The organism is Streptomyces sp. NPDC015127, from assembly GCF_043080095.1.
Lineage (GTDB): Bacteria > Actinomycetota > Actinomycetes > Streptomycetales > Streptomycetaceae > Streptomyces.
In genome coordinates this window covers 75,856-89,091 of sequence record NZ_JBIBVE010000007.1, presented here as the reverse complement: position 1 = coordinate 89,091, position 13,236 = coordinate 75,856, and the positions used below count along the sequence as shown (strand labels likewise).

At 71.9% G+C, this 13,236-nt stretch carries 9 protein-coding genes and 1 pseudogene; 5 read left to right on the top strand and 5 right to left on the bottom strand.

All coding sequences use genetic code 11. The features are described from left to right. The first annotated feature begins 46 nt into the window (after positions 1-46). Positions 47-2,521, top strand: coding sequence for a molybdopterin oxidoreductase family protein (locus ACF08N_RS15545; RefSeq protein ID WP_392325130.1), 2,475 nt, complete (start codon positions 47-49; stop codon positions 2,519-2,521). Then, a complete protein-coding gene (locus ACF08N_RS15540; RefSeq protein WP_392325129.1) occupies positions 2,518-3,000 on the top strand; it encodes a hypothetical protein in 483 nt (160 codons plus the stop codon). Before ACF08N_RS15545 ends, ACF08N_RS15540 begins: the two co-directional genes overlap by 4 nt. A 37-nt stretch (positions 3,001-3,037) precedes the next feature. Here the strand turns inward: ACF08N_RS15540 and ACF08N_RS15535 are convergent. Beyond that, a pseudogene (locus ACF08N_RS15535) lies at positions 3,038-3,280 on the bottom strand (DUF1348 family protein); the annotation flags it as partial. A gap of 154 nt (positions 3,281-3,434) precedes the next feature. On the opposite strand from ACF08N_RS15535, the gene ACF08N_RS15530 reads away from it, so the two are divergent. Further along, the gene (locus tag ACF08N_RS15530) at positions 3,435-3,989 is read left to right on the top strand and encodes a TetR/AcrR family transcriptional regulator (protein WP_392325128.1); all 555 of its coding nucleotides are present in this window, start codon (positions 3,435-3,437) and stop codon (positions 3,987-3,989) included. Between the two features lie 213 nt (positions 3,990-4,202). Further along, entirely contained in the window at positions 4,203-6,917 is a 2,715-nt protein-coding gene (locus ACF08N_RS15525) for a SpoIIE family protein phosphatase (protein ID WP_392325127.1), read from the top strand. A gap of 68 nt (positions 6,918-6,985) precedes the next feature. Here ACF08N_RS15525 and ACF08N_RS15520 read toward each other — a convergent pair whose 3' ends face one another. Then, entirely contained in the window at positions 6,986-8,065 is a 1,080-nt protein-coding gene (locus ACF08N_RS15520; RefSeq protein WP_392325126.1) for a methyltransferase domain-containing protein, read from the bottom strand. Positions 8,066-8,262: 197 nt separating this feature from the next. On the opposite strand from ACF08N_RS15520, the gene ACF08N_RS15515 reads away from it, so the two are divergent. Further along, entirely contained in the window at positions 8,263-8,988 is a 726-nt protein-coding gene (locus ACF08N_RS15515; RefSeq protein WP_392325125.1) for a tyrosine-protein phosphatase, read from the top strand. A 16-nt stretch (positions 8,989-9,004) separates the two neighbouring features. Here the strand turns inward: ACF08N_RS15515 and ACF08N_RS15510 are convergent, their stop codons facing one another. The 3 genes from ACF08N_RS15510 to ligA form a co-directional block, all read right to left on the bottom strand. Continuing rightward, the gene (locus tag ACF08N_RS15510; protein ID WP_392325124.1) at positions 9,005-9,505 is read right to left on the bottom strand and encodes a GNAT family N-acetyltransferase; all 501 of its coding nucleotides are present in this window, start codon (positions 9,503-9,505) and stop codon (positions 9,005-9,007) included. Positions 9,506-10,081: 576 nt separating this feature from the next. Further along, positions 10,082-10,807 (bottom strand): siderophore-interacting protein, encoded by a 726-nt coding sequence (locus ACF08N_RS15505; protein ID WP_392325123.1) that lies wholly within the window; start codon positions 10,805-10,807, stop codon positions 10,082-10,084. Positions 10,808-11,088: 281 nt separating this feature from the next. Then, positions 11,089-13,236, bottom strand: a complete 2,148-nt coding sequence (gene ligA / locus ACF08N_RS15500) for an NAD-dependent DNA ligase LigA (protein WP_392325122.1) — start codon at positions 13,234-13,236, stop codon at positions 11,089-11,091.

Here is a 13,236-nt window from a genome sequence, read left to right as displayed (position 1 = left end):
GGTCGGGGACAGGATTTTTCCGCGGCGTGAGCCCGAGGAGGCCCGCATGAAGCGAACGGACCGCATCGCCGAGCCCTGGGGCACCCGCACGCCCTACGACCGCGACGGGACCTGGCCGGTGCGGGTCGACTCGCATCTCGCCGAAGGGGTCGCCGCCGACGACGTGGAGCGCTGGGTGCCCAGCGCGTCCGTGCTGCACTCCAACGGCGACGCCCTGTATCTCGCAGTCCGGGACGGCCGGATCGTGGGCGTGCGGGGCCGGCCCGACGACCGGGTCAACCACGGGCGGCTCGATCCGAAGGACCTGTTCGGCTGGCAGGCGAACGCCTCCCGGGACCGGCTGACACGCCCGCTGGTCCGGGAGGGCGGCGAGCTGGTGGAGAGCGACTGGGACACGGCGATGTCCCGGGTCGTCGCGCACACCCGCCGGCTCCTGGACGAACAGGGCGCCTCCGCCATCGGCTTCTACACCAGCGGGCAGCTCTTCCTGGAGGAGTACTACGCGCTCTCCCTGATCGCCCACGGCGGGATCGGCACCAACCACCTCGACGGCAACACCCGGTTGTGCACGGCGACGGCGGCCGAGGCGCTGAAGGCGTCGTTCGGCTGCGACGGCCAGCCCGGCTCGTACACGGACGTCGACCACGCGGATGTCATCGCGCTGTTCGGGCACAACATGGCCGAGAGCCAGGCCGTCCTGTGGAGCCGGGTGCTCGACCGGCTGGCCGGGCCGCATCCGCCCGCGCTGATCTGCGTCGATCCCCGGCCGACCCCGGTCGCGCGGGCGGCGACCGTCCATCTGGCGCCGAAACCGGGCACCAACGTCGCCCTGATGAACGCACTGCTCCACGTGATCGTGCGGACCGGCCGGATCGACCGCGACTACATCGACGCGCATGTGGTCGGCTTCGACGAACTCGAGCGGTGTGTCGCCGAGTACCCGCCCGAGCGGGCGGCCGGAATCTGCGAGGTGCCGGCCGACGACATCCGGCGTGCCGCCCAACTGCTGGGCAGTGCCGAGCGACTGCTGTCCACCGTGCTGCAGGGCTTCTACCAGTCGCATCAGGCGACGGCCGCCGCGATCCAGGTGAACAATCTGCATCTGATCCGCGGCATGATCGGACGTCCCGGCTGCGGGGTCCTTCAGATGAACGGCCAGCCGACGGCCCAGAACACCCGTGAGTGCGGCGCCGACGGCGACCTGCCGGGCTTCCGCAACTGGAACAACGACGCGCACGTCGCCGAGCTGGCCCGCCTCTGGAACGTCGCATCGGAGCGCATTCCGCACTACGGCCCGCCCACGCACGCCCTGCAGATGATGCGGTACGTGGAGGACGGGTCGATCCGCATGCTGTGGGTGTCGGGCACCAATCCGGCGGTGTCCCTGCCCGAACTCCACCGCATGCGCGGGGTGCTGGGCCAGAAGCGGCTGTTCCTCGTGGTGCAGGACATCTTCCTGACCGAGACGGCCCAACTGGCGGACGTCGTCCTGCCCGCCGCCGCGTGGGGCGAGAAGACGGGCACGTTCACCAATGCCGACCGTACGGTGCATCTGTCCGAGAAGGCGGTGGACCCGCCCGGTGACGCGCGCCCCGACCTGGACATCTTCCTCGACTACGCCGCCCGCCTGGACCTGCGGGACAAGGACGGCGGGCCCCTGGTCCCGTGGGACGGGCCCGAGTCGGCGTTCGCGGCATGGCAGGAGTGCAGCCGGGGGCGGCCGTGCGACTACACGGGCATCACCTACGACCGGCTGCGCGAGCACGGCGGCGTCCAGTGGCCGTGCGAGGACGAGCACCCCGACGGCACCGAACGCCTCTACGCCGACGGCCGGTTCTTCAGCGACCCGGCGTCCTGCGAGAGCTACGGCCGGGATCTCGTCACGGGCGCCCCGCTGGAGGAAGCCGAGTACCGCGCGCTCAATCCGGACGGCAAGGCCATGGTCAAGGCGGTGGAGTACCTGCCGCCGCACGAGCAGACCTCGGAGCGGTACCCGTTCGTCCTGACGACGGGCCGGACGCTGTACCACTTCCACACCCGCACCAAGACGGCGCGCACCCCCCAACTGCAGGCGGCGGCACCGCACATGTGGATCGAGCTGTCCCGGAGCGACGCGGAGGCCGCCGGTATCGCCGAGGGCGATCTGGTGGAGGCGACGACCCCGCGCGGCAGTGTGCGGGCCACGGCGCGGATCACCGCGATCCGCGAGGGTGTGCTCTTCCTGCCGTTCCACTACGGCTACTGGGACGACGGCGACGGGCACGGCGCCGGCCGGCCGCCGCGGGCGGCGAACGAGCTCACTCTGACCGACTGGGATCCGGTGTCCAAGCAGCCGCTGTTCAAGACGGCCGCCGCCCGGATCCGGCGCATCGGCGCGGGCAGCGGCGCGCAGACGGTTCCGACGAACACCGCCTCCGCCCCGGTGACCGCGGGCATCGCACCGACCCGCGGCGGACCGGCGGCCGAGGCTGAGGAGGCCAGCCCTCCCGCCGGTGACGACGACCAGGAGGGCACACCATGAGGATCGGCCTGCTGCTGCGCGAACTGCACCACGACGAGAACGCCCTGGCACACCATCTGATGCTGGTCTCCGAACGCCACCGCGCGGACCACGAGGTGTATCACCTGGCCCGGGACCTGGCGGGCTGGTCGCAACGGCACGTACGGGCGCTGGCCGAGGCGGCACCGGCGTACGGTGCCGACCTGGACCCCGTCGGACGGGGCGAGATCTCGCCGGTGGCGAGGATGCGCGAGCGTGCGAGCGAACTGGCGGGCCGCCACGGGCAGGCCGAGCTGCTGATGCTGCGTGATCTGCGGCAGGTGTGCACGGAGGCGACGGGGGTGGCCGCCGACTGGGAGATGCTCGCGCAGGCGGCGCAGGCACTCGACGACCAGGACCTGCTGCGGCTCGCCACCACCTGCCGGCCGGACACGCTGCGCCAGGCGCGCTGGGCGCAGGCGAAGCTGAAGGAGGCGAGTCCGCAGATCCTGCTGGCGTAGGCCCGCGCGTCCGGCCGGCTCCTCGGGCGAGGGCGAAGGGCACGCCGTGGTCGGCGGCCGGCCGCGGCCCGAAGATGCGGCGCTCCTCCTCGGTGATGGCGACGTCGTTGATGCTCGCCTCCCGGCGCGACATCAGGCCCGCCGCGTCGAACTCCCACAGTTCGTTGCCGTAGGACCGCCACCACTGGCCGTCGGTGACGATCGCAGCCCGTCCGGTGACGAAGACATCCCGGTTGCGCCAGACCGAGTCCTGTGTGCAGGCGAGCGCGACGCGGCGCGGTGAAGGGCGGCAGCGGGGGCGGTGGTGATGGCTCCTCCATCGGGGTGCGCGGCGTCTTGCGGACAGGGCGCCCCACCAGCGGAGAACGATCGCTCTCCGCTGGTGGGGCTAATGTCGAGAACGATGGTTCTCGCTTCAAGGAGGGGCAGTCGGCATGGACAGCGCGACCGCCAGGCAGCAGGCACTCGACACGGCCGAGGAGCTGTTCTACTCCCGGGGCATACAGGCGGTCGGCATGGACGCGATCCGCACCGCGTCAGGCGTCTCCCTCAAGCGCCTCTACCAGCTCTTCCCCAACAAGGAACAGCTCGTCGACGCCTACCTGGAGCGGCGCGACATCCGCTGGCGGGAACGGCTGGCCGCCCACGTCGAGCGCTCGGCGGAGCCCCGGGAGCGGATCCTGGCGGTCTTCGACTGGCTGTACACCTGGTTCCGCGAGCCCGGCTTCCGCGGCTGTGCCTGGATCAACGGCTACGGAGAACTCGGCGCGACCTCACCCGCGGTCGCCGCCCGCGCCAAGGCGCACAAGCAGGCGTTCAAGGACTACCTGACGGGACTGGTGGGCGACGCCGGTCTGCCCGCCGACACCGCGGAGCATCTGCGGCTGCTCGCCGAGGGCGCGATGGCGACCGCCGGAATCCTCGGCGACCCGCGAGCCGCGCTGCACGCCCGGGACGCCGCGGCCCGCCTCGTCGGCGATGCGGCATGAGGAAACACTCCGTACCATGACACGGCCACCCACAACGACGCGGCCCCAACAGGCCCTGCGGCGGCCTGCGGACACGGAGTTGTGCAAAGACCTTGGTCGGAACCGGCCGGGTTGGCATGCTTGAGCGACCCGCGGCCGAGGCCGGTGACCGCGGGTGCTTCGCTCCGCTCTGCGCGGTTCGCCCACCTTGTGCGGGAGGTGTAGAAAGAGCATATGGCCGGACGCTACGGCCGCCCGCGCTCGGTTCTGCGGATGCGAACTGTCGCAGGTCAGGTCTTTCTCCTGCAGGTGGCGATCGTGGTGTTGCTCGTCGCCGCTGCCATGGCGGCGCTCGTGCTCCAGTCCCGCGCCGACAGCGAACGGGAGGCCCGCAACCGGTCCGTCGCCGTGGCCGAAACCTTCGCGAACGCACCCGGAATGGCCGAGGCCCTCACCGGTCCTGACCCGACCGCCGTACTCCAGCCGCGGGCCGAGGAGGCCCGCAGGCGTTCCGAGGTCGACTTCATCGTCGTCCTCAACACCGACGGCATCCGCTACACGCACCCCTTCACCGACCGCATCGGCAAGAGATTCGTCGGCAACTACCAGCCCGCCCTGGCCGGCGGTGTCGTCACCGAGAGGATCGACGGGACCATCGGCCCACTTGTCCAGGCCGTCGTCCCGGTCAGGGCGAATGACGGCAAGGTCGTCGGCCTGGTGTCCGCGGGGATCACCATCGCACACGTCAGGGGCGTCGTGGAGGACCAGTTCCCCCTGCTGTTCGGCTCGGCGGCGGGGGTCCTGCTGCTCACGACCGGCGGCACCGCCCTGGTCACCCGCAGGTTGCGCCGCCAGACGCACGGCCTGGGTCCCGCCGAGATGACCCGGATGTACGAACATCACGACGCGGTCCTGCACGCGGTCCGCGAGGGCGTGGTCATCGTCGGCGGGGACGGCCGGCTCCTGCTGGCCAACGACGAGGCACGCCGGCTGCTGGGCCTGCCGGCCGACGTGGACGGCACCCCGGTGGGCGACCTCGGTCTCGATCCGCGCACCGCACGTCTCCTGGCGTCCGGCCGCATCGCCACCGACGAGGTCGTCCCGGTCGGTGACCGGCTGCTCGCCGTCAACCAGCGGTCGACGGACCAGGCCGGCGGTCCGCCGGGCACGGTCGCGACGTTCAGGGACACCACGGAGCTCCAGGCTCTGACCGGACGCGTCGACGTGGCCCGGGGGCGACTGAAGCTGCTGTACGACGCGGGCACGGAGATCGGGACGACGCTCGACGTGGTGCGTACCTGCGAGGAGTTGTGCGAGTTCGCCGCGGCCCGGTTCGCCGACTTCGCCACCGTCGACCTGGCTGAGGCCGTGCTGCGCGGCGAGGAGCCGACCGCCACCGGTGTGGACGTCGACATGCGGCGCACGGCGTTCAGCGGCCCCGACGGCACGGCGCTGTACCCGCTCGGCCACGCGATCCGCTTCCTGCCCACGACGCCGCTGGGTTCGGGACTCAGCAAGGGCGACGCGGTCCTGGAGGCGGATCTGACCACCTTCTCCGGCTGGCAGCGCCAGGACCCGGTGCGGGCGCCGCAGCTGGTCGACTACGGAATGCACTCGATGATCGCGGTGCCGCTGCGGGCGAGGGGGGTAGTGCTGGGCGTCGCCATGTTCTGGCGGGCCGGCACACCGGAGCCGTTCGAGGCGGAGGACCTGTCGCTCGCGGAGGAACTGGTGGCCCGTGCCGCGGTGAGCGTCGACAACGCACGCCGCTACACCCGCGAACACACCATGGCGGTGACCCTCCAGCGCAGCCTGCTCCCCCGGGTCCTGCCCGAGCAGACCGCGCTGGACATGGCCTACCGCTACCGCCCGGCACAGGCCGGCCTCGGCGGCCTCGGCGGAGTGGGCGGCGACTGGTTCGACATCATCCCGCTGCCGGGAGCGCGCGTGGCGCTGGTGGTCGGCGACGTGGTCGGGCACGGACTGCACGCCGCGGCGACCATGGGGCGGTTGCGCACCGCGGTGCACAACTTCTCCAGCCTGGACCTGCCGCCGGACGAACTGCTGTGGCACCTCGACGAACTGGTGGCCCGTATCGACCAGGACGAGACGGACGAGCGCGTGGACGCCTCCGTCACCGGCGCCACCTGCATATACGCGATCTACGATCCCGTCACCGGACACTGCAGCATCGCGCGGGCCGGCCACCTCCAGCCCGCGATCGTCCACCCGGACGGGACGGCCGAGTTCGCCGACGTACCGGGCGGTCCGCCGCTGGGACTCGGCGGCATGCCGTTCGAGACCCTGGACGTGCAGCTGCCCGAGGGCAGCCGGCTTGTCCTGTACACCGACGGGCTCGTCGAGGACCGCGAGCGCGAGATCGACGAGGGCCTGGAGCTGCTGCGCCGCACCCTGGAGCACGACGGCGGCCGGACTCCCGAGGAGACCTGTGAGGCGATCCTCGGGGCGCTGCTGCCCGAAAGCCCCCGCGACGACATCGCGCTGCTCGTGGGACGTACCCGTGTCCTGACGTCGGACCGGGTGGCCGAGTGGAACGTGCCGCCTGACCCGGCCGCCGTGCGGGAGGTCCGGGCCGCCGTGTCGCGGAAGCTCGCCGAATGGGACCTCGGCGACGAGGCGTTCACCACGGAACTGATTCTCAGTGAGCTGGTGACCAACGCGATCCGCTACGCCGACGGGCCGATCCGGGTGCGCCTGATCCGCGACCGCAGCCTCATCTGCGAGGTGGCGGACCGCAGCAGCACCTCACCGCATCTGCGGCAGGCGGCGATCACGGACGAGGGGGGCCGGGGGCTCTTTCTCGTGTCCCAGTTCGCGGAGCGCTGGGGCACCCGGTACACCGCGGACGGCAAGGTGATCTGGACGGAGCAGCCCCTGACGGCGGGCGTGCCCGCACTCTTCGACGGCGACCTCTTCGACGGCGACTGACCAGCGGGCCGGTCCGGCGCGCGCCCGACCGCGGCCGGACCTTCAACTCTGCATACGGTGCGGCCCGTTCAGCTCGTGGAGGCGATGTAGTACACGTTCAGCGGGTCGCCCGCGATGGAGCGGACGTCGACGGAGCGGAAACCGGCCTCGGCCAGCATGCGCTCGGCGGTCTCCTGGCCCCAGACCGTGCCCAGCCCCGCGCCGCCGGTGCTGAGCGACGTCGTCATGCAGTAGAAGACCGAGAAGCCGAAGAGCGTGGGCCCGAAGGGGTGTCCGATGTTCTCCTCCAGCTTGCTGGAGGCGGCGATGTCCGCCATCAGGAACGTGCCGCCCTCGCGCAGCGACTTCGCGATCACCGCGAGGGTGCGGGCGGGCTTCGCCAGGTCGTGGATCACGTCGAACGCGGTGATCAGGTCGTACTTCCCGGTGACGTCCGTCGAGTCGCCGAGGTGGAACTCCACGTTCTCCAGTCCCAGCTCCGCGGCCTGCGCACGGCCGGCGGCGACACCGGTCTCGGACTGGTCGATGCCGTGGAACCTGCTCGCGGGGAACGCCCGGGCCAGCACGATCGGCGCGTGCCCCTGCCCCGTCCCCACGTCGAGCACGTCGATCCCGGAGCGCAGCCGGTCGATGACACCGGGCACCAGCGGGATGATGATGTCGACAAGGGCATGGTCGTAGACGCGGGCGGTCTCCTCCGCCTGAAGGGCCTGGAAGCGCGGGTAGGCCGAGTACGGGACGCCGCCGCCTTCCCGGAAGGACCGCACGACCTGCTGCTCGACCTCGCCCATCAGGGCGATGTACGGCATCATCCCCGCGAGGTTGTCCGGTCCGGCCGCGCGGATCAGCGAGGCCGCGTGCTCCGGCGGCAGGCGGTAGGTCCGGCCCTCGGGCTCGTACTCGACGAAGCCTCCGACGACCATGCCGCCGAGCCATTCGCGTACGTAGCGCTCGTCGAGGCCCGCCGCCTTGGCGATCTCGTCGCTCGTCGAGGGCGGCAGCTCCGCGAGGGTGTCGAACAGCCCGGTCTGGTGACCGACGCTGGTCAGGAGCGCGAGGGCGCCCTTGTTCAGTACGTCGACCACTTCCGCGGCAAACGCCTCCTGCTTCGCCGGGTCCGTCACCGGCTGCGTCTCGCTGCTCGACATGGCCGCTCCTTCCACCGGGCTTGCTTGTTGCGCGCCGGCGGGACCGGCCCGCTTTTGACACCTTACGCCCGATTTGTGACGCGGCACCTTACGGAGTGGGAACAGCGGCCACACCCTCTCCGCCTCTCCTGCCGACGGGCCCACCCTCATCACTCAGTCCCCGCTCCACCGGCGGCCGGTGATCATAGAGTGACGGCGTGGACAGACACGTGGCTTTCGAACGGCTGCACAACTTCCGTGACCTGGGCGGCTATCGGACCGCCGACGGACGAACCGTCAGGTGGCGCCTGCTCTACCGGTCCGACTCGCTGGGCAAGTTGGCGGGCGCGGACCGGGAACGCTTCCGCTCCCTCGGCATACGGACCGTGATCGACCTGCGCTACCCGTGGGAGATCGACGCCAAGGGCCGCGTCCCGGAACGGGACGTCGTCTCCTACCACAACCTCAGCGTGGAGCACCGTCCTTACGACCAGGCGGACATCTCGCCCGAGCTGGACCCGTGGCGTTACCTGGCCGACCGGTTCGCCGAAGTCGCTCTCGACGGCACGGAGGAACTGCGCCGGGCACTGGAGGTCATCGCCGACGACGAGGGCCCGCTCGTCTTTCACTGCGCCTCGGGCAAGGACCGTACGGGGCTGCTCGCCGCGGTGCTGCTGGGACTGCTCGGTGTCGGCGACGACGACATCGCAGCGGACTTCGCGCTCACCGAGCTGGCCAGCGAGCGGCTGATCGAGGACTGGCGGGCCGCCCATCCCGGACGGGAGCTGCGGTGGCCGGGCTACGGCCGGGCTCCCGAGGACATCATCCGGCTGTTCCTCGCGGATCTGTCGGGGACGTACGGCTCACTGCACTCCTACGTCACCGGACACGTCGGTCTCGACGAGAAGGTGATCACGCGGCTGCGCGAGCGGCTCCTGGAATGACCCCGCCGCCGCTCGGTCACTCCACGTCGATCAGCAGCTCCGGGCGGTCCCACTGCACCGCCGGCGGCGCGGCCCTGACCGTGCCCGTCCGGCGGGCACCCACGCTCAGGTAGAAGCCCTCGGCGGGCGGATGGGACACCACGCGGACGGACCGGACGCCGGCCTCGCGGGCCCGTTCCTTCATGTGGGCGATGAGGTGCCGCCCGATGCCGAGGCCCTGGGCGTCGTCGGCGACGAACATCAGGTCGAGCTCGGGCGGGGACAGGACGAGGGCGTAGAAGCCGAGCAGCCGGCCGTCGTCGCCGGCCGCGAGGTACACCTCGTGCGTCTCGATGTAGTCGGGGCCGACGCGGTACCCGGCCACCATGGCCGCGTAGTGCCCCTCGTAGGCACGGGAGTCCCGCACCATGCGGGTGAGCCGCTTGGCGTCCCGCGCGGTCGCGCGCATGATCCGTACGGCCTGGCGACGCCGTCCGCCGCCCGCACCGGGAGCCGTGACCGTAAGGGGCTCTTTCATGGAACGAGTATGACAGAACCGTGGCGGGGCGATCCCCCGGCCGGTCCCATGTCCGCCCTGCGCGGCGGGTGGTGCCCGCTGGTGCCGGGCTCGGAGGTCACGGTGGGAGGTGCGAACATCTTCTGCGTGACCGTCAGTTCCCGTCCTCCGCAGCCCTGGAGGCACGATGGCGCGCAATCCACCGGAAGCCGGACGCCGCGCGGACCCCGCCCTCTGCGCCGCCCGAGTGCGGCCGTGCTCGCAGTGGTAATGGTGGCGGCCGTGCCCGGGTCGGCCGCCACCCGGTCCGACGGGCCGCAGCGGCCGGAGCTGCGGGTGGTGGACCAGCGCACGAAGCCCCGCTTCTCCCGCGCGGACGCGGTGTTCCAGGACGTGGACATCCGCGGTGCTCAAGGTCGCCACGATCATCGAGGCCGGCCCCTACTGGGCCGCCGGGAACGCCGAGCCGGCCGTCACGCCACCCCGCCGTCGTGCAGCGGGCGCGGGGGCGGTTCGGCGTCCTCGGTCGGGGCGCGTCGGAGCAGGTCGGCGATGGTCACCACGGAGCGTACGCAGCAGTCCGCGCGCCCCGGGCGGTCAACCGGCGCGCCAGTAGCCCAGGGCGTTCACCCGGTCCTTGGGCAGGGCCAGTTCCTTGCGGACGTAGGCGCTGAGGGTGCGGGTCGTCGCGGTGTCGCAGGCGATCCAGACGTACGCGCCGGCCGGGTCGTCGAGCAGGTCCGGCAGCTCCTTCGTCACCTGTGCGACGAGGTGGGCGCCGTCGTCGCGGCGCAGGACGCGCCGCACGTCGTGGTGGTCGGGGTGAACGCGCAGCGGCAGGTCCGCGTCGGACGCGTGGCTCGTCTCGAACCAGAGCGTGGCGGGCACGTGCGGGAGCGCGTCGAGCAGGGAGTTGATCGCCGGCAGCGAGGCGGGGTCGCCGACGACGAACAGGCGGGACGGCTCGGGCGCGGGCGCCGTGAAGCCGGTGCCCTGGAGCGTGGCCTCGACGGTGTCGCCCGGCCGTGCCGCACGTGCCCAGTCGCTGGCGCACCCGTCGTGCAGGGCGAACTCGAGGCTGAACGTTCCCTCCGCAGGGTCCGCGTCGACCAGGGTGTACGCGCGCTGGTGCGGCTTGCCCGCGTTGCTGAACCAGATGCGGACCCACATGGTGGGGTGAACCCCGGTCTGCGCGAGCATGCCGCCGTCGGTGAAGTGGACCCTCCGGAAGCGGTCGGTGACGTCTTCCGTGCCGGTGACGGTGAACGCGAAGTCCTTGCCGCGCATCAGTTTGAGGACGACGCCCTCCCAGCCATGCCCCACTGCGCTCTCCTCTCCCGACCGGGTTCGGGCCCGGTCCCCCTGCCGCGGGCCCCGGCCCCCGGCCGGATTCCGGCGCGGGAAACACCCGGCGGGAGGTGACTCCCGAACAACCGCGCCCCAAGTTAGGTCACCCTAACCCAATGGGTGGGGAAGCAGTGTGAGCGGAGCCATCTGTCCGGCCCCCTGGCCCCAGGCGGACAGCCCGCTGCAACCCGCTTACGTCCGGGGCTCCAACGCCGCTCTCGACCGGGCCCGGCATGGCTGACGCCCGCGCCCGGGGCTCACGCGTCGAGGAAGTCCGCGACCATCGCGGCGAACTCGTCCGGCGTGGCGATCCGCGTGCCGAACTGCTCTGCCTTGTCCCGCTTGGAGCCCGCGCCCGCCCCGGCGACCAGGAGTGAGGTGCGCCGGGAGACGCTGGAGGAGGACTTGCCTCCGGCGCGCTCCACGAGCTCGTTCATCTGGTTGCGGGACAGCTTCTCCAGGGGGCCCGTCATCGCGCCGGTGACGACGACGGTCATCCCCGCCAGCGGCCCCGCCGGCGCGACGCCGCCCTCGTCGGGGCCGTCGCTCTCGCCGCTCGGCGCGTCCGCCTCCGCACGCTCGGGAGGCGGGGTCGCACCGGGCTCCGTCATGGTGACGCCGGCGGCGGTGAGCCGGTCGATCAGCGGGGCCAGCTCGGCGAGTTCGGCGACGACGGTCCGCGCCTTCTCCACGCCGATGCCGTCCACCTGCTGCAGGGCGTCGGCATCGGCCGCCCGTATGTGCTCCATCGTCGCGAAGTGGCGGGCGATGCGGCGGGACATGGAGCGGCCCGTGCCGCGCACGCCCAGGGCGCAGAACACCCGTGACAGGGGGCGCGTCTTGGCCGTGGCGATCGCCGCGAGCAGATTGTCAGTGCTCGTCTCGCCCATGCGGTCCAGGCCCAGCAACTGCTCGCGGGTGAGCGAGAACAGGTCCGCGAAGTCGGTGACGAGCCCGGCGTCGACGAGCTGCACGACACGGGTAACACCGAGGCCCTCGATGTCGAGCTGGTCGCGCCCGGCGGCGTAGGAGACGGAGGCGACGACTCGGCAGTTCCTGCCGCGCACGCATCGCCAGCGCTGCTCGGAGGTGTCGATGTCCGATCCGCACTGCGGGCAGACCTCAGGGAACTCGACGGCCTTCTCGTCCCCCGTGCGCAGATGGGCCACGGGCGCCTCGATGCGCGGGATGATGTCGCCCGCCTTGTAGACCATCACGCGGTCGCCGATGCGCAGATCGCGCCGGGTGATGTCGGCGGGGTTGTGCAGGGTCGCGTACGTGACGGTGGAGCCGTCGATCTCCACCGGCTCCAGCACGGCGCGGGGCGCGACGATGCCGGTGCGGCCGACGTTCCACTCGACGCCGAGCAGGGTGGTCACCTTCTCCACCGCGGGCAGCTTGTACGCGATGGCCCAGCGGGGCGCCCGCGATCCGGCGCCCGCGGCGGCCTGGTCGGCCGCGCGGTCCGCCTTGACGACGATGCCGTCGATACCGAAGGGCAGGTCCGGACGGGCCGCGGCGATCTCCTCGATACGGGCCTGGATCTCCTCGGTCGTCATCAGCATGCGCGGCGCGACGGCGGTGCCGGCGGCGGTGTGCACGCCGAGCTCCGCCACGTACTCCATGATCCGGCTGTGCGGCCACTCCGTCAGGCGGCCGGCGGTCTCCTGGCCGGTGGCGGGCAGTGCCAGGGCCCCGTAGCCGAAGAAGGTCATCTCCACCGTGTACTGACGGTCCTTGGCGCGCAGTGTGCCCGCCGCGCCGTTGCGCGGGTTGGCGAAGGGGGCTCCGCCGTGCTCCGTGCGCGCCGTGTTGGCCTGCTCGAACTGCTCGTTCGTCATGAGGACTTCGCCGCGGACCTCCAGCGTCACGGCTTCGGTGAGCCGGTCGGGGAGACCGACGACGGTGCCGATCGCGTGCGAGACGTCCTCACCGGCGCTGCCGTCCCCGCGGGTGACGAGCCGGGTGAGCCTGCCCTCCTCGTACCTCGCGGCTATGGCGAGGCCGTCGAGCTTCGGCTCGACGCTCCACTCCTCGACGACCCTGCCGACCCGCCGCTCGACCGATGCGGTCCATGCGACGAGCTGCTCGGCCGAGAACACGTTGTCCAGCGACAGCATGGGGACCGTGTGCGGCACATCGCCCGTGACCGCTCCGCCGGCGACCTTGCCGGTGGGCGAGGCGGCCGCGATCGCGTCGGGGTGGTCGGCCTCCCAGGCCGCGATGCCTCGCACCAGGCGGTCGTACGTGTCGTCGTCGAGGACGCTCTCCCCTGTCGCGTAGTACGCGGCGGCGGCCTCAGACGCGGTCTCGACCGCTTCGGCGTACGCCGCGGCGTCGGCGATGGGCGCGGCGGGCGCGGCAACAGCGGCAGGAGCAGCGGAAACGGCAGGTGATGTCGTCAT

Coding starts and splice junctions, on each gene's coding strand:
- ACF08N_RS15545 (WP_392325130.1), top strand. CDS start 47: ATGAAGCGAACGGACCGCATCGCCGAGCCCTGGGGCACCCGCACGCCC.
- ACF08N_RS15540 (WP_392325129.1), top strand. CDS start 2,518: ATGAGGATCGGCCTGCTGCTGCGCGAACTGCACCACGACGAGAACGCC.
- ACF08N_RS15530 (WP_392325128.1), top strand. CDS start 3,435: ATGGACAGCGCGACCGCCAGGCAGCAGGCACTCGACACGGCCGAGGAG.
- ACF08N_RS15525 (WP_392325127.1), top strand. CDS start 4,203: ATGGCCGGACGCTACGGCCGCCCGCGCTCGGTTCTGCGGATGCGAACT.
- ACF08N_RS15520 (WP_392325126.1), bottom strand. CDS start 8,065: ATGTCGAGCAGCGAGACGCAGCCGGTGACGGACCCGGCGAAGCAGGAG.
- ACF08N_RS15510 (WP_392325124.1), bottom strand. CDS start 9,505: ATGAAAGAGCCCCTTACGGTCACGGCTCCCGGTGCGGGCGGCGGACGG.
- ligA (WP_392325122.1), bottom strand. CDS start 13,236: ATGACGACATCACCTGCCGTTTCCGCTGCTCCTGCCGCTGTTGCCGCG.